At 64.3% G+C, this 26,664-nt stretch carries 24 protein-coding genes; 13 read left to right on the top strand and 11 right to left on the bottom strand.

Annotated elements, in window-relative coordinates; genetic code table 11:
- Positions 1-51: 51 nt before the first annotated feature.
- Both FJ426_RS19450 and FJ426_RS19445 read left to right on the top strand, forming a co-directional pair.
- The gene (locus FJ426_RS19450; RefSeq protein WP_140559529.1) at positions 52-780 is read left to right on the top strand and encodes an AzlC family ABC transporter permease; all 729 of its coding nucleotides are present in this window, start codon (positions 52-54) and stop codon (positions 778-780) included.
- Positions 777-1,073 (top strand): AzlD family protein, encoded by a 297-nt coding sequence (locus FJ426_RS19445; protein WP_140521204.1) that lies wholly within the window; start codon positions 777-779, stop codon positions 1,071-1,073. The genes FJ426_RS19450 and FJ426_RS19445 overlap by 4 nt, the downstream gene beginning before the upstream one ends.
- A gap of 46 nt (positions 1,074-1,119) precedes the next feature.
- Here FJ426_RS19445 and FJ426_RS19440 read toward each other — a convergent pair whose 3' ends face one another.
- From FJ426_RS19440 to FJ426_RS19430, 3 genes are all read right to left on the bottom strand, one after another.
- Positions 1,120-2,964: an aminopeptidase P family protein gene (locus tag FJ426_RS19440; protein ID WP_140559530.1), complete on the bottom strand. Its 1,845-nt coding sequence runs from the start codon at positions 2,962-2,964 to the stop codon at positions 1,120-1,122.
- An 86-nt stretch (positions 2,965-3,050) separates the two neighbouring features.
- A complete protein-coding gene (locus tag FJ426_RS19435; protein ID WP_140521202.1) occupies positions 3,051-3,923 on the bottom strand; it encodes a 50S ribosomal protein L11 methyltransferase in 873 nt (290 codons plus the stop codon).
- A 10-nt stretch (positions 3,924-3,933) separates the two neighbouring features.
- A complete protein-coding gene (locus FJ426_RS19430) occupies positions 3,934-4,512 on the bottom strand; it encodes an SCO family protein (protein WP_140495247.1) in 579 nt (192 codons plus the stop codon).
- Positions 4,513-4,732: 220 nt separating this feature from the next.
- Between FJ426_RS19430 and FJ426_RS19425 the strand changes: the two genes are divergently transcribed.
- From FJ426_RS19425 to FJ426_RS19415, 3 genes are all read left to right on the top strand, one after another.
- On the top strand, positions 4,733-5,236 hold the full coding sequence (locus FJ426_RS19425; RefSeq protein WP_140630936.1) for a CreA family protein: 504 nt from the start codon (positions 4,733-4,735) through the stop codon (positions 5,234-5,236).
- 79 nt (positions 5,237-5,315) lie between these two features.
- Positions 5,316-5,957, top strand: a complete 642-nt coding sequence (locus FJ426_RS19420) for a DapH/DapD/GlmU-related protein (protein WP_140559531.1) — start codon at positions 5,316-5,318, stop codon at positions 5,955-5,957.
- 333 nt (positions 5,958-6,290) lie between these two features.
- Positions 6,291-6,731, top strand: a complete 441-nt coding sequence (locus FJ426_RS19415) for a low affinity iron permease family protein (RefSeq protein ID WP_181165307.1) — start codon at positions 6,291-6,293, stop codon at positions 6,729-6,731.
- Positions 6,732-6,810: 79 nt separating this feature from the next.
- On the opposite strand, the gene FJ426_RS19410 is transcribed toward FJ426_RS19415, so the two are convergent.
- A complete protein-coding gene (locus tag FJ426_RS19410) occupies positions 6,811-7,677 on the bottom strand; it encodes an SDR family NAD(P)-dependent oxidoreductase (RefSeq protein ID WP_140559532.1) in 867 nt (288 codons plus the stop codon).
- Between the two features lie 158 nt (positions 7,678-7,835).
- Between FJ426_RS19410 and FJ426_RS19405 the strand changes: the two genes are divergently transcribed.
- Positions 7,836-8,117, top strand: coding sequence for a hypothetical protein (locus FJ426_RS19405; RefSeq protein WP_140495255.1), 282 nt, complete (start codon positions 7,836-7,838; stop codon positions 8,115-8,117).
- 4 nt (positions 8,118-8,121) lie between these two features.
- On the opposite strand, the gene FJ426_RS19400 is transcribed toward FJ426_RS19405, so the two are convergent.
- On the bottom strand, positions 8,122-8,697 hold the full coding sequence (locus FJ426_RS19400) for a TMEM175 family protein (protein ID WP_140495258.1): 576 nt from the start codon (positions 8,695-8,697) through the stop codon (positions 8,122-8,124).
- A gap of 237 nt (positions 8,698-8,934) precedes the next feature.
- On the opposite strand from FJ426_RS19400, the gene FJ426_RS19395 reads away from it, so the two are divergent.
- Positions 8,935-9,339 (top strand): SH3 domain-containing protein, encoded by a 405-nt coding sequence (locus FJ426_RS19395; RefSeq protein WP_140559533.1) that lies wholly within the window; start codon positions 8,935-8,937, stop codon positions 9,337-9,339.
- Positions 9,340-9,536: 197 nt separating this feature from the next.
- Positions 9,537-10,745 (top strand): MFS transporter, encoded by a 1,209-nt coding sequence (locus FJ426_RS19390; RefSeq protein ID WP_140559534.1) that lies wholly within the window; start codon positions 9,537-9,539, stop codon positions 10,743-10,745.
- Between the two features lie 12 nt (positions 10,746-10,757).
- Here FJ426_RS19390 and FJ426_RS19385 read toward each other — a convergent pair whose 3' ends face one another.
- Positions 10,758-12,230 (bottom strand): MATE family efflux transporter, encoded by a 1,473-nt coding sequence (locus FJ426_RS19385; RefSeq protein ID WP_140495264.1) that lies wholly within the window; start codon positions 12,228-12,230, stop codon positions 10,758-10,760.
- A 168-nt stretch (positions 12,231-12,398) separates the two neighbouring features.
- A complete protein-coding gene (locus FJ426_RS19380) occupies positions 12,399-13,889 on the bottom strand; it encodes an esterase-like activity of phytase family protein (RefSeq protein ID WP_140516565.1) in 1,491 nt (496 codons plus the stop codon).
- 309 nt (positions 13,890-14,198) lie between these two features.
- Between FJ426_RS19380 and FJ426_RS19375 the strand changes: the two genes are divergently transcribed.
- From FJ426_RS19375 to FJ426_RS19365, 3 genes are all read left to right on the top strand, one after another.
- On the top strand, positions 14,199-16,610 hold the full coding sequence (locus FJ426_RS19375; RefSeq protein WP_140559535.1) for an FAD-dependent oxidoreductase: 2,412 nt from the start codon (positions 14,199-14,201) through the stop codon (positions 16,608-16,610).
- 12 nt (positions 16,611-16,622) lie between these two features.
- The gene (locus tag FJ426_RS19370) at positions 16,623-18,176 is read left to right on the top strand and encodes a trimethylamine methyltransferase family protein (RefSeq protein WP_140516561.1); all 1,554 of its coding nucleotides are present in this window, start codon (positions 16,623-16,625) and stop codon (positions 18,174-18,176) included.
- Positions 18,177-18,299: 123 nt separating this feature from the next.
- Positions 18,300-18,614 carry a hypothetical protein gene (locus tag FJ426_RS19365; RefSeq protein WP_140495272.1) on the top strand — a complete coding sequence of 105 codons (315 nt, stop codon included), beginning with the start codon at positions 18,300-18,302 and terminating at the stop codon, positions 18,612-18,614.
- Positions 18,615-18,799: 185 nt separating this feature from the next.
- On the opposite strand, the gene FJ426_RS19360 is transcribed toward FJ426_RS19365, so the two are convergent.
- Positions 18,800-21,484, bottom strand: a complete 2,685-nt coding sequence (locus FJ426_RS19360; protein ID WP_140559536.1) for a UvrD-helicase domain-containing protein — start codon at positions 21,482-21,484, stop codon at positions 18,800-18,802.
- 182 nt (positions 21,485-21,666) lie between these two features.
- Between FJ426_RS19360 and FJ426_RS19355 the strand changes: the two genes are divergently transcribed.
- Positions 21,667-23,982 (top strand): glucose/quinate/shikimate family membrane-bound PQQ-dependent dehydrogenase, encoded by a 2,316-nt coding sequence (locus FJ426_RS19355; protein WP_140559537.1) that lies wholly within the window; start codon positions 21,667-21,669, stop codon positions 23,980-23,982.
- Between the two features lie 29 nt (positions 23,983-24,011).
- On the opposite strand, the gene FJ426_RS19350 is transcribed toward FJ426_RS19355, so the two are convergent.
- Both FJ426_RS19350 and FJ426_RS31445 read right to left on the bottom strand, forming a co-directional pair.
- Entirely contained in the window at positions 24,012-24,446 is a 435-nt protein-coding gene (locus tag FJ426_RS19350) for a hypothetical protein (protein WP_140559538.1), read from the bottom strand.
- A gap of 9 nt (positions 24,447-24,455) precedes the next feature.
- The gene (locus tag FJ426_RS31445) at positions 24,456-24,605 is read right to left on the bottom strand and encodes a hypothetical protein (protein ID WP_181172725.1); all 150 of its coding nucleotides are present in this window, start codon (positions 24,603-24,605) and stop codon (positions 24,456-24,458) included.
- A 243-nt stretch (positions 24,606-24,848) separates the two neighbouring features.
- Here FJ426_RS31445 and FJ426_RS19345 point away from each other — a divergent pair, with 243 nt between their 5' ends.
- A complete protein-coding gene (locus FJ426_RS19345; RefSeq protein ID WP_140559539.1) occupies positions 24,849-25,745 on the top strand; it encodes a dienelactone hydrolase family protein in 897 nt (298 codons plus the stop codon).
- Between the two features lie 8 nt (positions 25,746-25,753).
- On the opposite strand, the gene FJ426_RS19340 is transcribed toward FJ426_RS19345, so the two are convergent.
- The gene (locus FJ426_RS19340; protein ID WP_140559540.1) at positions 25,754-26,656 is read right to left on the bottom strand and encodes an EamA family transporter; all 903 of its coding nucleotides are present in this window, start codon (positions 26,654-26,656) and stop codon (positions 25,754-25,756) included.
- Positions 26,657-26,664: the final 8 nt, after the last annotated feature.

Below are 26,664 nucleotides of genomic sequence, written 5' to 3'. Positions count from 1 at the left end.
GACAAGGCGGGCCACGCTACCTAGATCAGGCCATTCTCCTGGGAGTTATCCATGGTGTCGGATGCAATTTCCGAGAACGGCGCAAAGAGCGATTTCTGGCAAGGCGTGCGGCTTTCCATGCCGGTCGTTGTGGCGTCGGCGCCGTTCGGGGTGCTGTTCGGGGCGCTGGCCGTCGACAATGGCTTCTCGGTGTTCGAAGCCTTCCTGATGAGTGCGATGATCTTCGGCGGCGCCAGCCAGATGGTCGGCATCGAGCTGTTCGGCCAGCATGTCGCGCCGTGGCTGATCGTGCTGTCAATCTTCGCCGTCAATTTTCGCCACGTGCTCTATTCGGCCGGTATCGGCCGGCGCATAGCGCACTGGCCCGTGATCAGCCAAGCGCTCGGCTTCTTCATCCTCACCGATCCGCAGTTCGCCGTCGCCGAGGCGAGGGCGCAGTCCGGCGAGACGGTCGGCTTCGCCTGGTATCTCGGGCTCGGCCTGCCGGTCTATGTATTTTGGGTGATCGAAAGCGCGCTCGGCGCGGTGTTCGGCAAGCTCATCCCCGACACGCATGCGCTGGGCATCGATTTCCTGCTGCCGATCTATTTCCTTGGCCTGGTGATGGGCTTCCGCAAGCGGCCGTTGTGGCTGCCGGTGGTCGTCGCCAGTGCTTGCGCCTCGATCGTCGCCTACAAGATGGTAGGTTCACCCTGGCACGTTTCGATCGGCGCCATCGCCGGCGTGCTGCTGGCCGTCATCCTGCCGCCCCACCACTCAGGCGTGAAGGCACGGCCATGAGCACGACGTTCTGGATCATCATCGCCGGCGCGATCGCCACTTATCTTACGCGGATCGGCGGGCATCTGGTCATCTCGCGCTTCGACAATATCCATCCGCGCGTCGAGGCCGGCCTCAACGCGGTGCCGGCGGCGGTGCTGACGACATTGGTGGCGCCGGAACTGTTGAATGCCGGACCGGCGGAATGGGCGGCATTGGTTGTCACCGCCATGGTTTCGCTGCGCGGCGGGCTGATGGCGATGTTTTTGGCTGGTGCGGCGATGCTGATCCTGGCGCGGCAGTTCGTGGGGTAGAGTTCCGGGCGCGATCGTTCGAACGCTGGCGCCACCTTAGACGCACTCAAATCTTAGCGTCATGCGGTAAGGGCGCCGTTGCCTTTTCCAGCCAGGCCAGCGTCTCGCCGTCGAGCATCGGGCCGATCTCGGCCAGCACGCGGGCGTGGTAGGTGTCGAGCCAATGCAGCTCGTCGCGGGTCAACAAATCCGAGCGCACCAGCCTGACATCGATCGGCGCCAGGGTCAGCGTCTCGAAACCGTGCATGGCGATGTCGCCGCCGTCGATCTGCTCGGCCGGCGTCACCAGGATGAGGTTCTCGATGCGGATGCCGTAAGAACCTTCCTTGTAATAGCCCGGCTCGTTGGACAGCATCATGCCTTCGAGCAGCTTTTCGGTGCCCGTGCGGGCGATGCGTTGCGGGCCTTCGTGCACCGCCAGATAAGAGCCGACGCCATGGCCGGTGCCGTGGGCGAAGTCGCAGCCGTGCTTCCACAGCGCCATGCGGGCGACGGCGTCGATTTCCGAGCCGCGCGTGCCGGCGGGGAAACGCAGCGTGGAAATGCCGATCATGCCTTTCAGCACGAGCGTGAAGCGTTCGCGCATTTCCTCGGTCGGCTGGCCGATCGGCACGGTGCGGGTGATGTCGGTGGTGCCGTCCTGATATTGGGCGCCGGAATCGAGCAGGAACAGCTCGCCGGCCTGGAGCTTGCGGCTGGTGGCGCGTGAGACGCGGTAGTGCATGATGGCGCCATTCGGGCCGGCGCCCGAAATGGTGTCGAAGGAGACGTCGCGCAGCGGCATTTGCGTTTCCTCGCCGGTCTGCCGGCGCGTCTCTTCCAGCCGGGTGACGACCGCGATCTCGTCGAGCGAGCCGGGCTTCTGGCGGTCGAGCCAGCACAAAAGCTTCGCCACCGCCGCGCCATCGCGCCGATGCGCGGCGCGCGAGCCGTTGATCTCGGCCTGGTTCTTGGTGGCGCGCGGGATGCGGGCCGGGTCGGGAGCGGCAATCACCTCGCCGCCATTGTCCTCGACCAGCATGCGCAGCCTGTCGGCGGCCAAAACGGGGTCTAGCGCGATTTTCGCGCCGCTCTTGGCCAGCGCCACGACCGCTGCCTCGAATTCACCGGGCTCATGGGGCTCGGCAAGCTGGGTGAGATACGCCGCAACCTGGCGCGAGAATTTTCGGCTGTCCATGAATAGCCGGTGCCGTCCGTCGGCAGCGAGGACAGCAAAGCCGAGCGCCAGCGGCGTGTGCGGTACGTCGCCGCCACGGATGTTGAAGGCCCATGCGATCGAGGAGGGATCCGTCAGCACCGCATGGGTGGCGCCCTCCTTGCCGATCGCCGCCGCCAGCCGCGCCAGCTTGTCCTTGGCGAGCTCGCCGGCAAAACCGATGGGATGGAGTTCGATGGGAGCGACCGGTGGTTCCGGCTGATCCTTCCAGATTATGTCGATCGGGTTCGTCTCGAGCGGCACCAGCACAGCGCCGGTCTTTTCGGCCGAGGCCCGCAGCGCCTTGACCTCGCCGATCGTGTGCAGCCAGGGGTCGAAGCCGAGCCGCGCGCCCTTGCCGAGGTTATCCTTGAGCCAATTTGCAGGCGGATTGTCGACCAGGCTCTCGATCGAGAAGATACCGAGATCAACCTCGCCGCGCACCTGCAGCGTGTAGCGTCCGTCGACGAAGATGAAGGCGCGGTCGCGCAGGATGATGGCAACGCCGGCGGAGCCGCTGAAGCCGGTCAGCCATTTTAGCCGCGCCGAGCGGTCGGCGACATATTCGCCCTGATGCTCGTCGGCGCGGGGAACGACAAATCCATCCAGGCCGTTTTCCGCCAGCCATTGGCGCAGCAGCGCCACGCGCGGTCTGCCGACGGCCGGATTGCCAGCGGAATCAAAGGTCTGGAACATGGTGGCGTCTCCCTCGGATAGTGCCCGACCGTAGCGCATGGAGCTGGAAACCGGAATCGATTTCAGCAGGGCCAGACGGGGCTGCGTCACCGTTTGAGATGGATCGTCACCCAGCCTTCGCGGTGCAGCGTTCTGACATGGCGAAAGCTCTGGCCGACATAGGCGGAGATCACCGCGTCGCGCTGCCGGTCGAGGATGCCTGACAGCACCAGCGAGCCGCCGAGGCTGATGTGTCGCGCCATTTCCGGCGCAAGCCGCATCAGCGGCCGCGCCAATATGTTGGCGACGATCAGGTCGAAAGGCGCACGCCTGGCAAAGATCGGATGGTGGAATCCGGGCGCGGTCACCGTCTCCACCAGCGCCTTTACGTGGTTGAGCCGCGCATTGGCGGCGGCAACGCTTACCGCCACCGGATCGATGTCGGTCGCCAGCACGGGAATATGGAAGAGCTTGGCCACAGCGATGGCCAGCACCGCGCTGCCGGTGCCGAGGTCGAGCGCGTTGCGCGGCCGCTCGCGCCGCGTCACCTTTTCCAGCATTTCCAGGCATCCGGCGGTGGTGCCGTGGTGGCCGGTGCCGAAGGCCAGCCCCGCTTCGATCTCGATGGCAAGCTCGCCACTGTGGCGTTTGCGGCGATCATGCGCGCCATGCACGAAGAAACGGCCGGCACGCACCGGTTTCAGCCCTTCCAGCGAGCGCGCCACCCAGTCGATATCGGGCAAGGTCTCGCGCTCGACCGGCCTGGACAGGGCTAGCCCTGCCAGAATGTCCTTCACCCGCGCCTCGACCGCATCCACATCGCCGTCGGCATAGAGAGAGACTTCATGAATGTCCGCGTCCTCATCGACCTCCAGCACGGCTATCGGCAAGCCTTCGTCCTCAAAGGCGGCATCGAGGGCGGCGAAAATTCTGGTGGATTCGATCTTGCCGGCGGTGAAATGGAGCCGCGTCTGGGTCATGGATTTCGCATCAGCCCTTGGCCGCGAGGCGTTTGAGCTTTTCCACCGCGGTGTCGGCGCTTTCGCCATAGGCGATCGTGCCGGCGAAATCGCCCTTGCCGTTGAGCAGCAGCACCGAGGCGGTATGGTCCATCGTGTAGTCGCCGTCGCCGGTGTCGACTTTCTTCCAGTAGATGCCGAAGGACTTCGCCATGGCGTGGACCTTGTCCGGGTCGCCCGATATGCCGGTGATGCGGTCAGAGAAATTGCTGACATAGGCGTTCATGACCGCGGGGGTGTCGCGCTCCGGATCGACCGAGACGAAGTAGGCATGCAGGTTCTTGCCATCGTCACCAAGCGTCTTCAGCCAGCCGGACAGTTCGAACAGCGTGGTCGGGCAGACCTCTGGGCAATGGGTGAAGCCGAAGAAGACGACGCTGGGGTGGCCCCGGAAGGCGGCTTCGGTGATCGGCGCGCCTTTCTGGTCGACCAGCGTAAAGGCGGCACCGAAAGGCTCGCCGCCATAGTGGCCGCGATACCAGTCGAAGGTCAGCCAGCCTATGCCGGCCGCCATCAGGACGAGAATGCCGACCAGTATTGAGCGCATCATCCGCAGGATTCCGTCTTGTAATTTCATCGGCATGCCGGTCATGGCCAGGCAGCCCTCGGTTCGGCGAACAGTCTTAGCGGTTCGACCGGGTACACGCAAAGGTGCCGCGTTGACGCAACCGGCCGTGACCTATGCCGGCGTTTTGATCGGGGCCGCCGGCTTGCAATGCAACGTCCTTCGCCCCACCTGAGACCGGCAAACTTGAACCTCGGAGGCTATCTTGCAACGACTGATTGGGCGAAATCTGATCGGCGGCGCCCTGGCCGCGTGCCTTGTCCTTGGCGCCGGTGCCGCAGTCGCCGATGAAGTCGGCAAGGTCGGCGTCGACTGGCTCGGCAACGACATCATCGTCGAAGCGATCAAGGACCCGAAGGTGGACGGCGTCACCTGCCACGTGTCCTATTTCGACCGCGGCATCATCGACCGCCTGCACAAGGGCAACTGGTTCGAGGATCCTTCCGATTCCTCGATTTCGTGCCGCCAGACCGGTCCGATCACCATCGGCGACATCGACATGAGCGAAGGCGGCGAGGAGGTGTTCAAGCAAGGCATCAGCCTGATCTGGAAGAAGCAGGTGGTGAACCGCATCTACGACAAGGCCAACGAGACGCTGATCTACCTCTCGCATTCGCGCCAGGTGCAGAACGGCTCGGCCAAGATGTCGGTCACCACCGTGCCGCTCTACGGCCAGAACGTGGTGTGGACGAAGGGCAAGCCGAAATAGATGTTCTTTCGTGCAATTGACCTGACCGACAATTGCTCCCGGCTTGCGGGAGCTATTGCCCTGACGTAAAGCCGCCCGCATGGACCGTTCCGAAAATCTCGTGCTGAAAGATCCTGAGCCGCGTATCCATCCGACGGCGGAGCTGAAAGCATGCAAGCTCGGTCGCTACGCCTCGATCGGCGAGCGGGTGGTGCTGCGCGAAGTGAGCGTCGGCGATTTTTCCTATTTCGAGCGGCACGCCGAGGCGATCTACACGAACATCGGCAAATTCTGCTCGATTGCCGCCAACAGCCGCATCAATGCGCTGGATCATCCGATCGAGCGACTGACCCAGCACAAGGTCAGCTACCGGCCCAACGAATATTTCCGCTGGCTGGGCGTCGATGCCGTCTTCCGCGAACGGCGCCAGGCGAAGGCGGTGAGCATCGGCCATGACGTGTGGATCGGCCACGGGGCCGTGATCATGCCCGGCCTCACCATCGGCAATGGCGCCGTCGTCGGCGCCAATGCCGTCGTCACGCATGACGTGCCGCCCTATACGATCGTCGCCGGGGTGCCGGCCAAGCCGCTTCGGCCGCGTTTCGCAGCCGATATCGCGGCGCGGATCGAGGCTCTCGCCTGGTGGGACTGGCCGGTCGAAAAGCTCGCCAGCGCCGTTCCCGACATGCAGGCCATGCCCATCGAGACCTTCCTGGATCGCTGGGAAAATCACGCCGCGTGAGTTCGCGCCGGCGCGGCTGAAGAGCACGCGCATTTGCGCCAAAGGCGCGCTTCAGGGAACCATTGTGCGAGCGCTCCGGACTGAACCCCTTCCGTCATGCGGGGGTGGCGCAACGGAAGGGCTGGAGGTAAACCGCTGTGAAGCGGAAGGAACAGGCCTGTTTTGCCTGCACCGTTACTGTGACACCAAACCGATAAAGTGTGTTGTCCTTCCGATTCCCTTGATGCGTGCATTCGATTGCGGCGGTTGTATTTCTTTCCGATGGGAACCCGATATGGCCGCCGGTTGTTCCTTCCGGCGTACCGCACGGCGCGGCGCTGTTTGAGGGACCCTATGATCGAGAAGCTCTTCACCAAAATCGCCAACCGGGTAGCCCACCTTGCGGGGCTGTCGCCGACATTCGCACTCTGCTGCCTGATCGTCATCATCTGGGCAGTAAGCGGCCCACTCTTCGCCTTCTCGGACACTTGGCAACTGGTGATCAACACCGGGACGACGATCATCACCTTCCTGATGGTGTTTCTCATCCAAAACACCCAGAATCGAGACGGCGCGGCAATCCAGGCCAAACTGGACGAGTTGATCCGGGTCAGCGAAGCCAAGAACACCTTCATCGGTATCGAGCATCTGACCGAAGCCGAGGTCCAGGAGATCCGTGCCAAATGCGAGCGGGCAGCGAAGCGGCATGACGAGAAAATCGCGGCCGTAGCTGCCAAGAAAGCCGTGGCGTCAAAGAGCAAACCGAAAAAGCAGGTGGCTCGAAGCACCGGCTGAAACCGGTTAACCCCCAAGGGTTCCGTCGTTGCTCGAATGCGACCCGATCCGAACACCGGCTCTCATTTTTCGGACATGCTCATTGCTTCATGAATGCCGCGAAGGCATCCTTGTGGTCGGGGTGCCAGCGCGACAGAGCAGGGCGGTTTTCGATGATGTCGCCGATCGCCCAGGCCATGCGTTTCTCATCCAGCGGACGCGTCACCTCGTTGTCAGGGCACAGGATGTAGAAGTCGCGCTTTGTCAGGGATTCCAGCATGAAATCAATGACCTGTTCGCCGGTCCAGGCGCCGGCCGGCTTCTCGGTCGCACCCTCGGTCAGGCTGGTATAGGTGAAGCCCGGGATCAGCAGATGCGCCGACAGATGGGCACCCGGTTCGTTGCGCAGGGCATGCGCCAGTCCCTCGGTAAAGGTCTTCACGCCGGCCTTGGAGACGTTGTAGGCAAGGTTTCCAGGCGGCGTGGTGATGCCTTGCTTGGAGCCGGTGTTGACGATCAGGCCCGGCTGGCGGGCCGCCAGCATGCGGGGCACGAAGGCTTCGACGCCATGCACGACACCCCAGAAATTGATGTCCAGCAGCTGCTTCCAAGCGTCGCGGTTCTCCCACGGCTTGCCCGGGTTGTTACCGACACCAGCATTGTTCATCAGCAGCGACACATTGCCGAAGGCGCCAAAGGCTCTTTCGGCGAGACGATCCACGTCTTGTGCCTTCGAAACATCGGCGGCGACGGCCAGCACGGCATCGTCGCCGGCGATCGCGGAAACAACACGGGCCGCATCCTCAAGACGCGGGCCGGCGATATCGGCGAGCACGATCTTCATGCCCATGAGAGCCAGCCGCTTCGCGGCGGCAAGACCAATGCCGCTGGCAGCGCCGGTAATGACTGCGGCATTGCCCGAACCAAGCGCGGGCAAAGCGGTCTGGAGTTCTGCGTCGGTCAGCATGGGCGGCGGATTCCTTCTTGCGATGGCGCCGAACTTAGCGCCGGAGCGGGCTGGCGCAAGCCTCCACGCGCCTGGCTGCGCTTCAGCAGCCTGCTGGGCCGGGTTGACCGGTCCAGCCGAGACTGCGCATGGTGCCTCGCAAAAAGGAGATTTCCCGATTGACGGACTGGATCGAAATCCTGAAGCAGCAGACCACCATTGGCGATCAGATGAGCCGCGAAGTGCCGCAGATGCTGGCAAACCCCGAGATCAACGAAGCACAGGTGAAGACGCTGTTTTCCGCCTTGGAAAAACAGGCGGATTTCGTCGAGAAGCTGCGCATGGCGCTGGAAAAGTTCGGCCATGACTTTGCGGTCATCAAGGCGGCGGAACGGCTGGAAGAGCGCTACGCCGATCTTGCCGCGTCGGTGGCCGAGAAGCTGAAAGCGATGCGCGAATAGATCCCTATTTTTCGATCACGCGTGCGAAACGCCGGTCCGGCACAAGCCAGACCAGGGCAACCAGTACATAGATCGCGACGCCGATCCACTGGCTGATGAAGGTCAGCGGGATGGCGCAGAGATAGGCGACAAGCGAGATCTTGCCCTTGCGGTCGTTGCCGATCGCCCTGGCAAAGGCCGTATCGTTGCCGTGCAATCGGTGAAGCGTCACGACGAGAATGAAGTAGGCGATGGCGCACAGCGCAAGATCGGCGCCGTAGACGGCGACCGGCACCGGCGCGAAATGGTTTTCGCCCATGAAGGCCGTCGTCACCGGCATCAGCGACAGCCAGAACAGGAGATTGAGGTTCGCCCACAACACGCGGCCGTCGACCCGCTGCACGGTGTGGAACATATTGTGCAAATTGTTCCAGTAAAGGCCGACGTTGATGAAGGACAGCACGTAGCTGAAGAAGATCGGCCATAGCGGCAGCAAGGCCGAGAGATCCTCGCCATGCGGCACCTTCAGTTCAAGCACCATGATGGTGATGATGATGGCTACGACGCCGTCGGTGAATGCCTCGACCCTGCCTTTGCCCATGATTTGCGCCCTATGTCCGGTGTCGATCGTTGAAGATGGTAAATCGTTAGCTGATGTTGTCAGGCCGATAAACGCCATCCGGGGAATTTCTCAACTATATCAGGGGAAACTCTCCCGCCAGGCCGGCTCGCGGCAATGGTTTGCTGTGGCAAATTGTTGACTTTTCTTGCCACAGTCCTCCATCGAAGACAGGCTCGGCTGAACCACATACGGCCGAGCGATCGAATGGGGTGACGGATGAGATTTCGATTTCTGCTCTGCCTCGCGACCATTCTGGCCGCCATCCTCGGCACGTCGGCCGCCGCGTTCGCCTACAGCGCCCACACCACCACCAACCTCAACGTGCGCTCCGGGCCCGGGTCGGGATATGCCAAGGTGGGGACGCTGCCAGCCGGCTACAGGGTGAACGTCACCGGCTGCCAACCGGGTTGGTGCAGAATCCATGGCGGCGGCTTCAGCGGCTGGGCCAGTTCCGGCTATCTCTCGCGGGCCCATGTCGTTCGCCCGCCGGTGATCATCGTGCGCCCGCCGCATGGTCCGCCGCACTGGCAGCATCGGCCGCACCGTCCTCCGCACCATCGCCCACCGCACAAACCGCGTCCCGGGAAGTGCAAGATCGTACCAGGTTTCTCCTGCAAATAACGGATTGCAGCGGGGTCACACGACAGGATGTCGTGACGGATCGGAACCATCGGCTCCGACACGAGCCTGTTCAGCCAACGGGTTTCCCGGCCCAGACAACGTCCGTCATGCTGTCAGGAGCCCGCCGGCCGGCCGGAACGTCGGGAGTAAGGGCGCGTTAAGGTCGCGATCCCTGAAACTGATGAAGAGGTTTGGCCATGGCCATTCGTGACTTGGCGCATACGCGCAACGAAGCAGGCGGCGAGGCTCTCGCAATCCCGGTGGTCGCCACAATGATCGCCGTTCTGTTTGCCGGCAGCACGGTGCTGACGCCGCTGTACATCATCTACAAGCAGCAATTCGGCTTTTCACAGATCACGCTAACGCTGGTCTACGCGGTCTATGTCGTCGGCAATCTCGGCGCCCTGCTGATGTTGGGCGGCGCGTCGGATGTCGTTGGGCGCCGGCCTGCCGCTCTCGCGGCCATGATCGTCGCCATCGCCAGCGCGCTTGTCTTTCTGTTCGCCAACAATGTCGTTCTGCTCGATGTGGCGCGCGTCCTGAGCGGGCTTGGCATCGGTGTCGGCGCGGGGACCGGAACGGCATGGATCGCCGAGCTTCTCCCCGGCGCTGACAAGGCGCGCGCCAGCGTCATTGCCACCAGCACCAATTTCCTGGGCCTCGGTTTCGGCGCACTCGTCTCGGGATTGTTGGCGCAGTATGAACCGTGGCCCTTGCGCCTGGTCTTCATCGTCTATCTGGCGGCGCTTGTATTCGTCTCCATCCTGGTCTGGCGTACACGCGAAACGGTGGCGGAGCCTGGCGGCCCCGGGCAGATTTCCATGCGGCCGCACTTTGCCGTGCCGGATGAAATCCGCGCGCGCTTCGTCGCGCCGGCGGTGACCGGTTTCGGCGCCATGGCGCTGGTCGGCTTCTATGCCGCGGTGGCGCCAAGCATCCTGGCGCAGCAACTGCATGAGACGAACCATGCTGTCGCCGGTGCGCTGTTCTTCGAATTGGCGATCGTCACCGCGCTCAGCATCGTAGCGCTGAAGCAAATGCAGAGCGGCAAGGCCATGCTGACCGCGCTGGCGTTGATGATTCCCAGCATCCTCATGGTGGTGGCGGCGCAGATGCTGGCGTCGATGGCGCTGATGATCGCCGCCACCGCCTGCTGCGGCGTGACGGCCGCACTCGGCTATCGTGGCAGCCTGCAGGTGGTGAACGAGATCGCACCGGAGGATCGCCGCGCCGAAGTGGTATCCAGCTTCTTCATCTGCTGCTTTATCGGCAATGCCTTGCCCGTCATCGGCATCGGCATCATCTCGACCTATGCCAGCCCCATCGCGGCCAGCCTGGCGTTCGCCGCGATGATCATCGTGTTTGCGCTGGTCGCGCTGGGCTTTGGGTTGAAAAACAGGCCTTGAGAGCGGCCAGCTTCAGCCGTTCGGCGTCTCTGGGGAAAAATGCGCGCGCTGGCGCGGCACGCCGAGCCCGGTGTCGGGCGGCTCGCCAGCGGCCGGCCTGTTCTCGATCATGTGCAGGGTGCGCCAGCCGCCGAGACGGTAATAGGCCGCGGCCAGCAGCAGGGAGGTGATCGAGCCGGCGGGGAAACTCCACCACAGCGCCTCCTCGCCGATCACATCGCGCATGAAATAGGCAAAGCCGGTGCGCACGACCAGCACCGAGATCACCAGGATGACCAGCGGCGGCATCACGGCGCCCGTGGCGCGCACGGTGGCGAACAGCACGATGGTGACGCCGAACAGGATGAACGACCAGGATGCGACGTTGTTGATGTGAGCGGCGATGTCTATCGCCGCGCTGTCGCGGCTCAGGAACAGGCTGAGGATCGAGCGATCGAAGACCCATAGAAGTGCCACGAGAGCACCGGTCAGCACCAGGTTGAAGCCGACGCCTGACGCTGCGATGCGGCTGATGCGGTCCCAGCGGCCGGCGCCGACGTTCTGCGCCGCCATCGAGGACACGGCCGCGCCGATGGCGAGCGCGGGCATCTGGATGTAGGTCCATAACTGCGCGGCGATGCCGTAGGCGGCGGCCACCTGCGAACCGTAGGAATTGACGATGCCCATCACCGTCAGGGCCGCGGCCGAAATCACGATCATCTGCAAACCCATCGGAACGCCCTTGAAGACGACGACGCGCAGCAAGGCGGGGTCCGGCCGCAGCAGCGCCAGATTGGCGCCGGCCAGACGCAGCGGATGCTTACGGACATAGAGCACGATCAGGATGGCAATGACGCTCACCGTCTGGCCCACAAGCGTCGAGGTCGCCGAGCCGGCGATGCCGAGCTCTGGAAACGGCCCGATGCCGCGGATGAGCAGTGGGTTCAAGATGATGTCGAGCACGACGGCGAGCGCCATAAAAAAGAACGGCGTGCGCGAATCGCCGGCGCCGCGCAGCACCGTCATGACAAAGGACAGAAGGTTCATCATCGGCACGGCGACGAAGATGATGCGCAAATAGGAGCGCGCCAGCGGCAAGGCGTCGGGCGGTGTGCCGAGCGCGCCCAGAATGGCGTCCACCCAAATCCAGCCGCAGACGGCGAACAGCACCGAGACGAAGAAGAAGAAGGTGGCGCTGGTGCCGACGATGCGGCGCGCCTCGGGCAGGTCGCGGGCGCCGACCGATTGCGCCACCAGTATGGTGGCCGCCATGCCAATGCCGAACACGGTGCCGAGGATGAGGAACAGCACCAGATTGGCATTGGAGGTGGCGGTGAGCGCGGATTCGCCGAGGAAGCGGCCGACCCAGACGGCGTTTACAGAGCCGTTGAGCGATTGCAGCACGTTGGAGCCGAGCACCGGCAGGGCGAACAGCAGGAGCGTGCGCGGAATGGGGCCGCTGGTCAGGTCACCGGTGCGCCGGCGCGCGGGCATCTTTTCATCCATGGCGGGCAATCCGGCAAAGCTGGTTCTTTTGAGTCCGGCACGCAGGATACCGCAGGCCCGACCGGGATGCACCCTTGCGAAAGGAGCGACGGCGGGCAAGGCACGCCGTCGTGCATCCGATCAAGCTTGTCGGGCAGGAGGCGCCAGGCGGCGCCTCCTGCAAGATGCTTACTTCCTGGCGAGGCCGGGAAGCGTGACCTGAAAGACAAGGAACATGGTGTCGACATCGGCGCCGTCCTCGGCCTTGTAGGGCGCGCCGACCTGGAAACCGTCCTGGGCGAGGAAATCGTTGTCGTTGGCGACGAACAGGAAATAGTCGTCGGGCAGCTTCGGATCGAGCACGCTTGCCAGCGACATCGCTTCCCACTTCTCCGAGAGGTTGTCCTTGTCATTGGGCGCGCCATTGTGCAGGCCGAAGCGGGCAAGCTCGGCCTTGTCGTTGATGTCGATGAACGGCGTCAGCCTTGCCGGCGTCACCGACGGATCGAGCACGCCCTTGGGCGCCACCGGCTTGTCGGCGGCATCGAAGGGACCGCCGGCGATGTCGGTCGCGCCGGAAAGGTCGACAATGTCGATCTTGCGATACAGCGACTCCTCGCCCTTCAGGCCCTGGCCGTTGCCGCTGTCGCGCGCCAGCATCAGGAAAGCGGTATCCGACAGCGCCACGATCTCGCTTTGCGCAGCCACCTTGGTCTTGCCCTTGGCGTCCTTGAACACCGGCAGCGGCACGACATATTCATGTGCCAGCTTGAGATGGGCAAGATCGGAGGCGTCATAGATCAGCGCCCTGGTGTTCTGGCGCGTCGAGGCCGAATCGCCGCCGTCCTGCCGGGTCGCCGACTGCAAGACCGCGATTACGAACTTGCCGTCCGGCGTCATTGCCATGCCTTCGAGGCCCTGATTGTTCTGGCGGCCGGTTTCGGGATCCTTTGGGTCGGGTTCGGCAGCACCTGGGCCCGGATTGTCGGAAGCAAAATTGGCCGTGCCGTGGCGCATCGGCACGAGCGCGGCCGGAGGCTGGGTCGCCGACATCAGACGGCCGTCGGCGGAGAAGCGGTAGATGTCGGGACCGTATTCGTCGGAGACGAGCATGGTGCCGTCGGGCAGCCGCACGATCGCCTCGTTGTCGAGCGCGAGCTTGCCATTGTCGGCCTGCGGCAGGACAGGCATGTCGCCGGCGGCGGGACGCACGCCGTTCAGCGGGTCGAGACCGCTGGCGTCGGCGCCCTTGTCGTCGGTCAGGAGCATGGTGTCGGCGAGCGTCGCCTTGACGCCGGTCTGCTCCTGGCCGGCCGCGGGCGCGGCACCTGGCGCCACCGGGGCGAACTCGATGTTGATCGTGTTGAGGCGCGGCCGGTAGTCGGTGGTACCGACGACGTTATAACCGCGGTCGGGCAGCAGCCACAGCGAGCCTCTGTAGGTGCCGGCATCATGCGTCCAGCCCGCGGTGTCGATCGACATGCCGGAGCCGGAGCCGAAGGTCTCGCCGAACCTGTCGCGCTGGCCGGCCGGGATGCGGCCAACCCCCACCAGCCCCTTGTTGACGAAACTGGCGCCGCCGACGCTGGCCGAGCTGTCGGCGAAGGCGGGCAGCGAAACGGCCGAGGCCGCCAGCGCGGCGACCAGCAGCCGCAACGAGAATGAGCGTAGATGCGTCATGGATATCCCCTTGATGACAAAGCGCCGGGACGGCGGAATTCTGAGGTTGCCTGGCGGCGGCGAGGCTGCCGCCCTGGAGGGCCGCTTGTGCCCTCGGCAAGCGGTCTAAGGCGCGAACATGATGCTTGCATGACAGTTGGTGACGCATTCGCGTCGGCCCGCCGCGACGCTGCTGGGGAAGTGCGGCCGCGCCGGAAAATCGATCGTTCCAACACAGGTTCGACAGCGTCCAGGAGCTGTTCGCAGTACTAGACACTTATGTACAGTACGTATATGGTGCCGGTTTCGGACAGTCCGGGGAGGGAAGCCTTGAAGTCTCACTACCGCGCAGTCGTCATCGGGGGAGGAGTGGTGGGCGCTTCGGTGCTCTATCACCTGGCGCGGTTCGGCTGGTCGGATGTGGCGCTGATCGAGCGCGCCGAACTGACGGCGGGGTCGACTTGGCATGCGGCGGCGGGGTTCCACGCGCTCAATGCCGACCCCAATGTCGCCGCGCTGCAGGATTACACCATCAACCTTTACCGCGAGATCGAGGCCGAATCCGGCCAGGACGTCGGCCTGCACATGACCGGCGGCGTCAACATCGCCAGCGATCCGGCGCGCTGGGAGTGGCTGAAATCGGCCTGGGCGGTATTCCAGTCGGTCGGCATCGAGACCGCCCGGCTGGTGACGCCTGACGAGATCAAGGCGATCTGCCCGATCGTCGACGTCACCGGCGTGCTTGGCGGCCTCTACGATTCCAACGAGGGCCATCTCGACCCTTACGGCACGACGCATGCGTATGTCGGTGCCGCCAAGAAGCGCGGCGCCGACGTGATCCTGCGCAACCGCGTGGTCGAGCTGAAGGCGCGCGCCGACGGCCATTGGGACGTGGTCACAGAGCAACGCACCATCACCGCCGAGCATGTCGTGAATGCCGGCGGGTTGTGGGCCAAGCAACTCGGCCGCATGGCTGGGGTTGAACTGCCGGTGACGCCGATGGAGCACCATTATTTCGTCACCGAGGACATTCCGGAAGTCGCTGCCCTCGACAAGGAGATCGGCCTGGCCGTCGATCTCGACGGCTTTTCCTATCTGCGGCAGGAGCGCAAGGGCGTGCTGCTCGGCGTCTACGAGCAGAACCCGAAGCACTGGAACATGGACGGCGCGCCGTGGGATTACGGCATCGAGCTCATCCCCGAAGACATCGACCGCATCGGCCCGGAACTTGCCAAGGCGCATGAGCGCTTCCCTTGCCTGGCGACGGCAGGCATCCGCAAATGGGTCAACGGCGCCTTCACCTTCACCCCGGACGGCAATCCGATCGTCGGGCCGGTCCGCGGCCTGAAGAATTACTGGGTCGCCTGCGGCGTCATGGCCGGCTTCAGCCAGGGCGGCGGCGTCGGCAAGTCGCTGGCCGAGTGGATGATTTACGGCGAGCCGCAGGCCGACATTTTCGGCATGGACATCGCCCGCTACGGCGCCTTCGCCGCAAACCGGGAATATCTCAGGCAGACGACGCGACAGTTTTATTCTCGTCGTTTCGTCATGACCTTTCCCAACGAACGGCTGCCTGCGGGCCGGCCGCTGAAACGCCCCGGCGCCTATGACGGCATGAGTGCGGCGGGCTGCGAATGGACGGCCTCCTGGGGGCTGGAAATCCCCGCCTATTTCGCGCCGATGGGATTCCGCGAGGAGACGACGCTCAGGCGTTCCAACGCCTTCGACATCGTCGGTGACGAGGCGCTGCAAGTCCGGCGCGCCGCCGGCCTCATCGATATCTCGGCCTATGCGCGCTACGCGATCACGGGACCGGGCGCGGAGGCCTGGCTCGACAGGCTGCTGGCCTGCAGGCTGCCGAAGGCGGGACAGGCGAGGCTGGCGCCGATGCTCGGGCCGGACGGGCGGCTGAAGGGCGATCTCACCGTCTTCAACTGGGGCAATGGCGACTACTGGCTGATGGGCTCCTACTATCTGCGCGAATTCCACATGCGCTGGTTCGAAGCGCATATGGCTGAAGGCGTTTGCGTCACCGATATTTCAGATGCGATGTCGGGCTTTCTGGTCACCGGCCCCAATGCCAGAAAGATCGTCGAGCGCACGACGCACCAGGACATCTCCCCCAAAGCATTGCCATTCATGGCATGCGGCGAATTCGACATTGGCATGGTGCGGGCAAGGATGGCTCGCCTCTCCATCGCCGGCGAACTCGGCTTCGAGATCAACTGCCCGGCCACCATGCATGCCACATTGCGCGAAACGCTGCTTGCCGCCGGCGAGGATCTCGGCCTCGCCGAGATTGGCTATTACGCACTCAACGCGCTTCGGCTGGAAAAGAGCTTCGGCATCTGGTCGCGTGAATTCACGCAAGGCTACACGCCCGGCCAGACAGGGCTCGACCGCTTCATTGCTTTCGACAAGGGCGATTTCATTGGCCGCGAGGCGGCGCTGAAGGAACGCAAGGCCGGTGTTGCACGACGGATCGTGACGCTGGAAGTCGATGCCATCGACGCGGACGCCAGCGGCTTCGAGCCGGTCTGGCACGGCGCTCGGCGCGTCGGCTTCGTCACCTCCGGCGGCTTTGGCTACACGATCGGCAAGCGCGTCGCGCTAGCGTTGGTGGATGGCGATTTTGCCGAGGAAGGAACGGCGCTTTGCGTGCACATTGTCGGCACTGAGCGGCCGGCGCGTGTCATTCCGGCTTCGCCCTACGATCCCTTGGGCAAGGCGATGCGGCAATGAGGAGGTTTCCGGATGATCGATGACGCGGCACGCGAAGGCAGGCGCGAGCGCCGGCGAGGACGCATCGGCGACGCCGGCAGCGAGAGCAGCCGCCGGCCCAATTACCGCTCTCTGAAGAACCCATTCCTGCCGCAGCCAATCTTTTCGGACGACCACGTCGCCTCGATCCACGACACGGCGCTGCGCGTGCTGGAAGAGCTGGGCATCAAGGTTCTGCTGCCGCAGGCGCGCGACCTGCTCGCTCGCGCCGGCGCCCTGATCGACCCCGAAACCGACATGGTGCGGATCGGCCGCGACATGGTGGCGGCTGCACTGGCCTCGGCGCCAAAATCGATCCAGACCCATGCCGGTGACCGCTCCCGCGATCTGACGCTGGAACTCGGGTCGATGACCTTCCTGGCAGGGTGCGGCGCGCCGAACGTCACTGACCTCGAACGCGGCCGCCGACCAGGCACACTGGCGGCCTTCGAGGAGTTCATCAAGCTGGTGCAGCATTTCGACGTGCTGCACATGCTGGGACCTTGCGTCGAGCCGCAGGACATCGACAACCGTTTTCGCCACTACGCCGTCAACCGGGCGCAACTGACCCTGTCGGACAAGCTTCCTTTCATCTTCGCGCGCGGCACCCCGCAGGTCGACGATAGTTTCGACATGATCAGGTTGGCGCGCGGGCTGTCCGAGGACGAGTTCCGCTCGGGCGCCCATTGCTACACCGTCATCAACACCAATTCGCCGCGCCAGCTCGACATCCCGATGGCGCAAGGCATCATCGACTTCGCCAGGGCGGGCCAGGTCCTGATCATCACGCCCTTCTGCCTGGCGGGTGCGATGGCCCCGATCACGGTGGCCGGCGCGCTGACGCTGCAGCATGCCGAGGCGCTGGCCGGGTTGACGCTGGCGCAGATCGTGCGGCCGGGCGCTCCTGTCGTCTACGGCTCCTTCTCCTCCAATGTCGACATGAAATCGGGCGCGCCGGCCTTCGGCACGCCGGAGCATATCAAGGCGACGCTCGGAGCCGGCCAACTGGCGCGCTTCACCGGCCTGCCGTGGCGTTCGGGCGGCGGCAGCGCGGCCAACATCTCCGATGCGCAGGCGGCGCATGAGACGCAGTTTGCGCTGTGGGGCTCGGTGCTGGCAGGCGCCACCGTGTGCATCCATGCCGCCGGCTGGCTGGAGGGGGGGCTGAGCGTTTCCTTCGAAAAGCTGGTCACCGACATCGAGGCGTTGCAGACGGTGGCTGAACTGTGCGCCGCCACGCCCGGCGACGACGATGCCATCGGCTTCGAGGCGATCGCCGAAGTGCAGCCCGGCGGCCATTTCTTCTCGGCAGGTCACACCATGGCGCGCTACCGCACCGCCTTCTACGAGCCGCTGGTGGCCGACTGGTCGAATTTCGGCAACTGGACGCAGGCCGGTTCCAAGACCGCAACCGAACGCGCCACCGGTATCTGGAAGCGCATCCTCGCCGATTTCGAGCCGCCGGCGACGGCTATTGCCACATCAGCTGTGCTCGATGATTTCATCGCGCGCCGCACCGAACAGGGCGGGGCGGCGCCGGTATCGTGAGATAGCTTATTCCTCTCATCGTCCTGAATTGTGGGTGCGATCCGGAACCCGCTGCACCTCTCATGCATTCATGGGACGGCCGGTGCCTGCTCGCATTGCGAGCCATTGAGGGAGGACGACCACATGGGTTTCGACCAGTATCACGAACCGCCCGAAGAATTGTCGCAGGAGGTGCGAACCTTCGCCCGCATGATCACCTCGCTGATCGAGGAAGCGGAAGCGATCTCCTGGTACGAACAGCGCATGTCGGTGGAGAAGGACCCGCAGGCCCGCGCCATCATGAAGAACGCGCAAGGCGAGGAGTTCAAGCATTTCGGCATGGATCTCGAATTCCTGCTGCGTCAGAAGCAGGACTGGCGCGCGGAACTGAAGGAAATCCTGTTTACGACGGGAGATATCGTCAAGGCTGGCGAGGCGGGAGAGAAGAAGGTGGACTGAGCGGTCCGGCCCGGGTGACTACCGAAAGTTCCGTTCACTTCGGACGTCCACGCTATTGGAATTCATTCCAATCAATTTTAGCTGTGAAATCGCAAACATAATTAGGGTCAAAATCTACTTCGATTTTCACAAGAAAACCTCAGGATTTTTGACCAGCTCCTTACGCGAGTGAGTGTCCATTTTTCTCACACAGCCGCGACAAACCCGTCGAGCACGCGTTTCTGGCCGGCCTTGTCGAAGTCGATGGTCAGCTTGTTGCCTTCGATGGCCGCGATGTTGCCGTTGCCGAATTTCTGGTGGAAGACGCGGTCGCCGACGTTGAAGGGGGACGGCGTGTCGGCGACGGATTTGGCGACCAACTCGCCATCGATGGTGCGGCCCTTGATGCTCGTGCGGCCGGCGCCGTAGCCGCTGTCGGTCTCGCCATAGCCGATGCGCTCGATCTGGTGGCCGGAGCGCGAGCCCCAGTTGCGATCGGTCGCCTCGGTGCGGTTCTGCTGCGCCCGCTGCCAGCCCGGCGTGGCGTAGCTGTTGGCGAAGGCGCCGGATTTTTCGGCGCCGACATTGTCGAAGCGCGAGGCGCCATAGGGGTTCTGGCGGCCGCCCCGGCCGGAAGCGAACGAGCCGCCGCCATAGGAATTGCCGTAGCCGCCATAGGAGTTGCCGCTTTCGGCGACTTCGACATGGGTTTCAGGCAGTTCATCGAGGAAGCGGGAGGGAATCGTCGATTGCCACAGGCCGTGGATGCGGCGGTTGGAGACGAACCAGATGTGCAGGTTCTTCTTGGCACGGGTGACGCCGACATAGGCCAGCCGGCGCTCTTCCTCCAGGCCGGAACGGCCGCCTTCGTCCAGCGCGCGCTGGTGCGGGAACAGGCCTTCCTCCCAGCCCGGGAGAAAAACGGTCTCGAACTCGAGGCCTTTGGCCGAATGCAGCGTCATGATGTTGACGGCGTCGAGTTCGGCGTTCTGCTCGGCATCCATGACCAGAGCGACATGTTCGAGGAAGGAGCGCAGCGATTCATACTCCTCCATGGAGCGGATCAGCTCCTTGAGGTTTTCCAGCCGGCCGGGCGCCTCGACCGAACGGTCGTTCTTCCACATGTCGGTGTAGCCGCTCTCTTCCAGGATGGTCTCGGCGAGCTCAGTATGCGGCGTGGTTTCCAGCGCCTTCTGCCAGCGTTCGAAATTGGCGGCGACCTCGCGCAATGCGGCGCGCGGCTTGGGCTTCAATTCATCGCTCTCGGCGAGCTTGGCAGCGGCTTCCAGCATCGGTACACGCAGCGCGCGGGCCGTGTCGTGGATCTGACGGATGGTGGTTTCGCCGAGGCCGCGCTTGGGCACATTGACGATGCGCTCGAAGGCGAGATCGTCGGCGCCTTGCGCGACGACGCGGAAGAAGGCAAGCGCGTCGCGGATCTCCATGCGCTCATAGAAGCGCGGGCCGCCAATGACGCGGTAGTTGAGACCGAGCGTGACGAAGCGGTCCTCGAACTCGCGCATCTGGAAGGACGCCCGCACCAGGATCGCCATGTCGTTGAGATTGTGCTTCTGGCGCTGATAAGCCTCGATGGTCTCGCCGACAGCGCGCGCTTCCTCCTCGGAATCCCAGGCTGCGTGGACGTTGACCTTGCCATCCTCGGGATCGTCGCGATCGGTGAACAGCGTCTTGCCGAAGCGGCCTTCATTGTGGGCGATGAGGTGCGAAGCGGCGCCGAGGATATGCGCGGTGGAACGATAATTGCGCTCCAGCCGGATGATGGTGGCGCCGGGAAAATCCTTGTCGAAGCGCAGGATGTTGTCGACCTCCGCGCCGCGCCAGCCATAGATCGACTGGTCGTCGTCGCCGACGCAGCAGATGTTTACTTTGTTTTCGCTCACGGGTTGTTCCGCGCCTGCCGGCGCGGGCCCGACCCCTCTTTTCTGCGCGCCTTCGGCGTCGCGGGAGGGGCCTCGCGAAGGCTCGGACGCCCGGTCGGGCTTGCGGCCTTCGGCCGAATGCAAATCCGTAGACGTCGCGCTACGCCCGCTATTTGGCCGCTGTGCCAGGAGCCGCAGCCACATGTATTGCGCGGTGTTGGTGTCCTGGTACTCGTCGACCAGGATGTATCTGAACCGCTTGTGATACTCCTTCAGCACGTCCGGATTGGCGCGGAAGATGCGGATAGGGTGGCAGAGCAGATCGCCGAAATCGCAGGCGTTCAGCGTCTGCAGGCGCTCCTGATAGGCCTTGTAGAGCTCGCGGCCCTTGCCGTTGGCGAAACTGCGCGCATCGCCCTCGGCGATATCGGCCGGGCCTTGCCCCTTGTTCTTCCAGCCGTCGATCATCTGCGCGAACTGCTTGGCCGGCCAGCGCTTGTCGTCAAGGCCCTCGGCCTGGATCAATTGCTTGATCAGCCGCACGACGTCGTCGGTGTCGAGGATGGTGAAGTCGGATTTCAGCCCGGCAAGCTCGGCGTGCCTGCGCAAGAGCTTGACGCCGATCGAGTGGAAGGTGCCGAGCCAGGGCATGCCCTCGACATTGCCTTCGCCGATCAGGATGCCTATGCGCTGCTTCATCTCGCGCGCGGCCTTGTTGGTGAAGGTCACGGCCAGGATCTGCGAGGGAAAGGCTTTTCCGGTCGCCAGGATGTGGGCGATGCGGGTGGTCAAGACGCGCGTCTTGCCGGTGCCGGCGCCGGCCAGCACCAGAACGGGACCTTCGGTGGTTTCCACCGCCAGCCGCTGCTCGGGGTTCAACCCTTTGAGATAGTCGGGCGCGTTGTTGTGGCCGCTGCGGGCAGCCATGGCGCGCGCGGCGATGCCCGACGGGGCGGTGGGCCGCGCATCGGGTTCATCGAAAAAGGGCATGTCTTCGGAAAAGCCGGACATCGCCCCCGAATGTAGTGATTCGGTGGAGAAAGACCAGAACTGTCTACGTTTTGTTCCACTCCTGATTGTTTCCGGCCTGCTTGACAGGCAGGGCGGGTGAGGGAAAGCTGCGTAAAGGGCAGGGAGGGGATCCTGTTGCCCACGGCCGCCTCGAGGCGCGCAACAGTCGAAGGAGTATCATCTTGGCTGTCACCATCACCTCCCTCATCCTCTTCCTCATCGGCCTCGCGCTTGGCGCCGGCGGCATCTGGTTGGCTTCACTGGGAGGCAGCTGGTACTACATCATATCAGGCATCGCCTTCCTCATCGCAGCATGGCTGCTCTACCGGCGCAGATCCACCGCGCTCTGGCTCTACGCCGCGATCGTGCTGGGCACGCTTGCCTGGGCGGTCTGGGAAATCGGCTTCGACTGGTGGGAACTCGGGCCGCGCGGCGGCATCATCGTGCTCGTCGCGTTGTGGCTGCTGACGCCGTGGGCGAGGCGGGGCCTTGTTGGTCCCGATATCCGCGCGCCGCTCATTCTCGCCGTTTTGGCGTCGCTGGCGGTCGCCGGCTATTCAATGACGACCGATCCCAAGGATATTGCCGGCAATCTCGACACCGACAAGGTGACCCCGGCGGCCGATCTCGGCGGCGACATACCTGCCGGCGAATGGCACTTCTACGGCCGTACGCCCTATGGCCAGCGCTATTCGCCACTCGACCAGATCACGCCGGAGAACGTCGCCAACCTGCAGCCGGCCTGGACTTATCGCACCGGCGACGTGAAAGGTCCCGACGATGTCGGCGAGACCACCTATCAGGTGACGCCGCTGAAGATCGCCGATACGCTCTACATCTGCACGCCGCACAATTTCGCCATCGCCATCGACGCCGCCACGGGCAAGGAGAAGTGGCGCTACGATCCCCAGGTCAAGCTCGACAAGGACCGCCAGCACCAGACCTGCCGCGGCGTCTCCTACTACGCCGACGCCAAGATCGGTGCCGGGCAGCCTTGCGCCGCGCGTGTCTACCTGCCGACTTCGGACGCGCGGCTGATCGCGCTCGACGCCGCCAACGGTCAGGTCTGTCCGTCCTTTGCCGAAGGCGGCACGCTGAACCTTCTGACCGGCATGCCTTATCCCAAGTCCGGCTATTACTATTCGACCTCGGCGCCGCTGATATCGGGCGGCAAGATCATCGTCGGCGGCGCGGTCAACGACAATTATTCCACGCAGGAGCCGTCCGGCGTCATCCGCGCCTTCGATGCCTCCACGGGCGCGCTGATCTGGAACTGGGATTCCGGCAATCCCGACCAGACCACGCCGCTGGCGGCAGGCCAGACCTACACCGCCAATTCGCCCAACATGTGGTCGACGCCGAGTGCCGACGAAAAGCTCGGCCTGCTCTACATACCGCTCGGCAACCAGACGCCGGACCAGCTCGGCGCCGGCCGCAGCGCCAACGTCGAGAAATTCTCCTCCTCGATCACCGCGCTCGACCTCAATACGGGGCAATTGAAATGGGTGCGCCAGACCGTGCACCATGACCTGTGGGACATGGACGTGCCGGCGCAGCCGAGCCTTGTCGACATCACCAAGGCCGACGGCACGGTCGTGCCGGCGCTGGTGGGGCCGACCAAGCAGGGCGACCTCTACGTGCTCGACCGGCGCACCGGCGAGCCGGTCATCCCGGTCAAGGAAGTGCCGGCGCCCGGCGGCGCCATCGAAGGCGACCACACATCGCCCACGCAGCCGGTGTCGGACCTTTCCTTCAATCCGCCGCCGCTGACCGATGCCGACATGTGGGGCATCACCATGTTCGACCAGCTGGCGTGCCGGATCGCGTTGCACAGGCTGCGCTATGAGGGCCGCTACACGCCGCCATCGCTGCAGGGCACGCTGGTCTATCCCGGCAATTTCGGCGTCTTCAACTGGGGCGGCGTGGCGGTCGATCCGGTCCGGCAGGTGCTGTTCGGCATGCCGACCTATCTCGCCTTCACCTCCAGGCTTGTGCCCCGCGCGGACGTGCCGCCACCAGGCGACGCCAAGGGCAGCGAGCAGGGGCTGAACCGAAATGACGGCGCTCCTTATGCGGTGGTGATGGGACCGTTCCTGTCGCCGCTCGGCATTCCGTGCCAGGCGCCGCCATGGGGCTATGTCGCCGGAGCCGACCTCAGGACCGGACAGATCGTCTACAAACACAGGAACGGCACCGTCTACGACATGACGCCGCTGCCTTTGCCGCTGAAGGTCGGCGTGCCCGGCATTGGCGGGCCGATGATCACCGCCGGCGGGGTGGCTTTCCTCGGCGCCGCGGTCGACGACTACCTGCGCGCCTACGACCTGACCTCAGGCAGGCAGCTCTGGCAGGCGCGCCTGCCAGCCGGCGGGCAATCGACGCCGATGACCTATACGGTGGCTGACGGGCGCCAGTTCGTGGTCATCGTCGCCGGCGGCCATGGCTCGGTCGGCACCAAGCCCGGCGATTACATGATGGCGTATGCGCTGCCGAAGTAGGAACGGGTGCGGTCTCGCAGGATCGCGCCCTAACTGATTCCGAGATGGCTCTTCAGGCTGGGTACCGAGCCGAGCACTTCATTGGTGAGATCAGGCCCGGCGGCGGCTTCGGCCTGTTGGATCAGCGTGGCGCCGGCCTGCCTGATCTGCGCCATGTCGAGGCCGGAAGCCTTGAGCGCGGCGACGCCGTTGATCAGTGCGCCGGCCTTTTCGCCGAGAACACCGCCCAGCGCGCCTTGCAGCGACGACAGCAGGCCACCACCGCCGGCCGCGCCGGCGGCCATGACGTCGTATTGGCGGGCGAGATCGTCGGCGCCGGGAATCTTGGCGAAGAAACCCGAAACGTTGGTGCCTTCCGCCTCGTGCTCCAGCACCGAGAAGATGGTGCCGACGACTTTCTCGGTCGTTGCCTGGTCGAGGCCTGCCTTTCGCGAGACGGTGTTGACGATATCCTGGACGTTCATGGTCTCACCTCAAATTTGGGATTTCGGGTCCGGGCGGCGGTCCCGGCCGATGCGAAGCTCGATCATCGACCGCCTGCCTGCGTTCACAAGCCGGAAGCGTAATGCCTGAGCGGCAGCCAGGGCAAGGACGAACGCGCTGGTGAGGATAGGCATGATCATCGGCGGGTGTCCTTCTGGTCGGGACGGGATGGGACGGGCATCGGTAGCACGCAGCTTCCCTTACCATTGTGGCAGTGCCGCCAGGATTTATCGGCGATGACCAAAAAGTGATGGGGCGGGCGCCGGCGTTGCCGGCTTCACTGGCTGCGGCCGATGCTTGCCGCTGCGCTCATCCAGGCTGGACCGGGCCAGCCGCGCCCCTATCTAGCTCCGGTGTTGAAGCCTGAAGCCGAGGAATGCGCCATGACCAAAGCAGCCGCCAGACCAGCAAAGCTTGGGATCACCCAGGCGATGATCGACGCCTATGACGAATACACGCATCTGACACTCGATCGCCGCCGCTTCATGGAGCAACTGACCCGGCTTGCGGGATCCGGGGCGGCGGCCGCGGCGATCGCGCCGATGCTGGCTGCCAACTCCGCCCAGGCGGCCATCGTCGCCGAGAACGATCCCCGCGTGAAAGGCCAGGAAATCGCCTATCCTGGCGCCGGCGGCGAGATGAAGGGCTATCTTGTCAAGCCGGCGGACCAGGCGGGCAAGCTCGGCACCGTCATCGTCATCCACGAAAACAGGGGGCTCAACCCGCATATACGCGACGTCGCCCGGCGCGTGGCGCTGGAGGGGTTCGTGGCGCTCGCGCCGGATTTCCTGTCGCCGCTCGGCGGCACGCCCGCCGACGAGGACAAGGCGCGCGACATGTTCACCAAGCTGGATCCGGCGCAGACCGTCGCCAATGGCGTCGCGACGGTGGCTTTCCTCAAGGCCGACAAGGACGGCAACGGCAAGGTCGGTGTCGTCGGTTTCTGCTGGGGCGGCGGCACGGCCAACATGCTCGCCGTGAACGCGCCTGATCTGGCGGCAAGTGTCGCCTATTACGGCATGCAGCCGAAGGCCGCGGACGTTTCCAAGATAAAGGCGGCGCTGCTGCTGCACTATGCCGGATTGGACGAACGGACCAATGCCGGCATCGACGCCTTCAAGAAGGAACTCGATGCCGCGCATGTCGAATACACGGTCTATGTCTATGAAGGCGCCAATCACGCCTTCAACAATGACACTTCGGCAGCGCGCTATGACAAGAAGGCGGCTGATCTCGCCTGGGGCCGGACCGTCGCCTTCCTGAAGGAGAAACTGGCTTAGCGGAGGATCTACTGCGTGCTCGCAGGCCTATGCAAGGCGACGCCGGCCACCACCAGCGCAATACCGATGCAGTCGCTGATGCCGGGGATCTGGCGCAGCACGAGAATGCCGATCAGCGTCGCGGTGACTGGCAGCAGCGACAGCATCAGCGCGAAGCTCGACCGCGGCAGCCGCGCCATGGCGAGCTGGTCGCAGATATAGGGGATGACCGAGGAGCAGATGCCGACGCCGATGGCCGCCAGCAGCAGCGGCGCGGAGAAAAAGGCGGGCAACGCGTCGGTGAGGCCGATCGGCAGCACGACCAGGAAGGCCACGGCCATCGCGGCGCCGAGCCCGGCAATGCCGCCGCCGGCGCCTGAAGCGGCGACGCGGTGGCCAAGCACGATATAGCCCACAAACAGCGCGCCGTTGAGGAAGGCCCAGAACAGGCCGATAGGATCGCTGGACCATTTGACGTCGATCAGCAGCAAGGTGCCGGCCACGGCGACGGCAAGGGCAGCGAGATTGCGCGCGCTTCGGAGACCGACCAGCGCGACGCCGATGGTGCCGACGAATTCGATCGCGGCCACCAGCGAAATCGGCAGGCGGTCGAGCGCCAGATAGAAGGAGCAGTTCATCACTGCCAGACAGGCGCCGAAGGCGAGCAGCAGCAGCCGTGTCGACCGATTGGCCTGGGCGAAGGTTCGCCACGGACGCGTCAGCGGCGCGAAGATCAACGCGGCGGTGGCGATGCGCAGCCAGGCCATGCCAAGCACGCCGATCTGCGCAAACAAAAGCACGGCGAAGGCAGGGCCGAGATAGTGGAACACGGCGCTGACGCAGAACCAGACATGCGGCGGCAGCGATGTCGCCAGGCTGGTAAAGGCTGCACCGGCGGTGCGCGTGGTTTGGACTTGCGTCTGATCGTTCATCGGATCAG

This window comes from Mesorhizobium sp. B2-6-4 (genome assembly GCF_006441495.1).
Taxonomy (GTDB): domain Bacteria; phylum Pseudomonadota; class Alphaproteobacteria; order Rhizobiales; family Rhizobiaceae; genus Mesorhizobium.
Note: the sequence above shows the minus strand (reverse complement) of the source record. Positions and strands in the feature narration are given on the sequence as shown.

Excerpts from the sequence above, each read along its gene's own strand:
- FJ426_RS19450 (WP_140559529.1), top strand. The coding sequence starts at position 52 with ATGGTGTCGGATGCAATTTCCGAGAACGGCGCAAAGAGCGATTTCTGG.
- FJ426_RS19445 (WP_140521204.1), top strand. The coding sequence starts at position 777 with ATGAGCACGACGTTCTGGATCATCATCGCCGGCGCGATCGCCACTTAT.
- FJ426_RS19440 (WP_140559530.1), bottom strand. The coding sequence starts at position 2,964 with ATGTTCCAGACCTTTGATTCCGCTGGCAATCCGGCCGTCGGCAGACCG.
- FJ426_RS19435 (WP_140521202.1), bottom strand. The coding sequence starts at position 3,923 with ATGACCCAGACGCGGCTCCATTTCACCGCCGGCAAGATCGAATCCACC.
- FJ426_RS19430 (WP_140495247.1), bottom strand. The coding sequence starts at position 4,512 with ATGATGCGCTCAATACTGGTCGGCATTCTCGTCCTGATGGCGGCCGGC.
- FJ426_RS19420 (WP_140559531.1), top strand. The coding sequence starts at position 5,316 with ATGGACCGTTCCGAAAATCTCGTGCTGAAAGATCCTGAGCCGCGTATC.
- FJ426_RS19415 (WP_181165307.1), top strand. The coding sequence starts at position 6,291 with ATGATCGAGAAGCTCTTCACCAAAATCGCCAACCGGGTAGCCCACCTT.
- FJ426_RS19410 (WP_140559532.1), bottom strand. The coding sequence starts at position 7,677 with ATGCTGACCGACGCAGAACTCCAGACCGCTTTGCCCGCGCTTGGTTCG.
- FJ426_RS19400 (WP_140495258.1), bottom strand. The coding sequence starts at position 8,697 with ATGGGCAAAGGCAGGGTCGAGGCATTCACCGACGGCGTCGTAGCCATC.
- FJ426_RS19395 (WP_140559533.1), top strand. The coding sequence starts at position 8,935 with ATGAGATTTCGATTTCTGCTCTGCCTCGCGACCATTCTGGCCGCCATC.
- FJ426_RS19390 (WP_140559534.1), top strand. The coding sequence starts at position 9,537 with ATGGCCATTCGTGACTTGGCGCATACGCGCAACGAAGCAGGCGGCGAG.
- FJ426_RS19385 (WP_140495264.1), bottom strand. The coding sequence starts at position 12,230 with ATGGATGAAAAGATGCCCGCGCGCCGGCGCACCGGTGACCTGACCAGC.
- FJ426_RS19380 (WP_140516565.1), bottom strand. The coding sequence starts at position 13,889 with ATGACGCATCTACGCTCATTCTCGTTGCGGCTGCTGGTCGCCGCGCTG.
- FJ426_RS19370 (WP_140516561.1), top strand. The coding sequence starts at position 16,623 with ATGATCGATGACGCGGCACGCGAAGGCAGGCGCGAGCGCCGGCGAGGA.
- FJ426_RS19365 (WP_140495272.1), top strand. The coding sequence starts at position 18,300 with ATGGGTTTCGACCAGTATCACGAACCGCCCGAAGAATTGTCGCAGGAG.
- FJ426_RS19360 (WP_140559536.1), bottom strand. The coding sequence starts at position 21,484 with ATGTCCGGCTTTTCCGAAGACATGCCCTTTTTCGATGAACCCGATGCG.
- FJ426_RS19350 (WP_140559538.1), bottom strand. The coding sequence starts at position 24,446 with ATGAACGTCCAGGATATCGTCAACACCGTCTCGCGAAAGGCAGGCCTC.
- FJ426_RS31445 (WP_181172725.1), bottom strand. The coding sequence starts at position 24,605 with ATGATCATGCCTATCCTCACCAGCGCGTTCGTCCTTGCCCTGGCTGCC.
- FJ426_RS19345 (WP_140559539.1), top strand. The coding sequence starts at position 24,849 with ATGACCAAAGCAGCCGCCAGACCAGCAAAGCTTGGGATCACCCAGGCG.
- FJ426_RS19340 (WP_140559540.1), bottom strand. The coding sequence starts at position 26,656 with ATGAACGATCAGACGCAAGTCCAAACCACGCGCACCGCCGGTGCAGCC.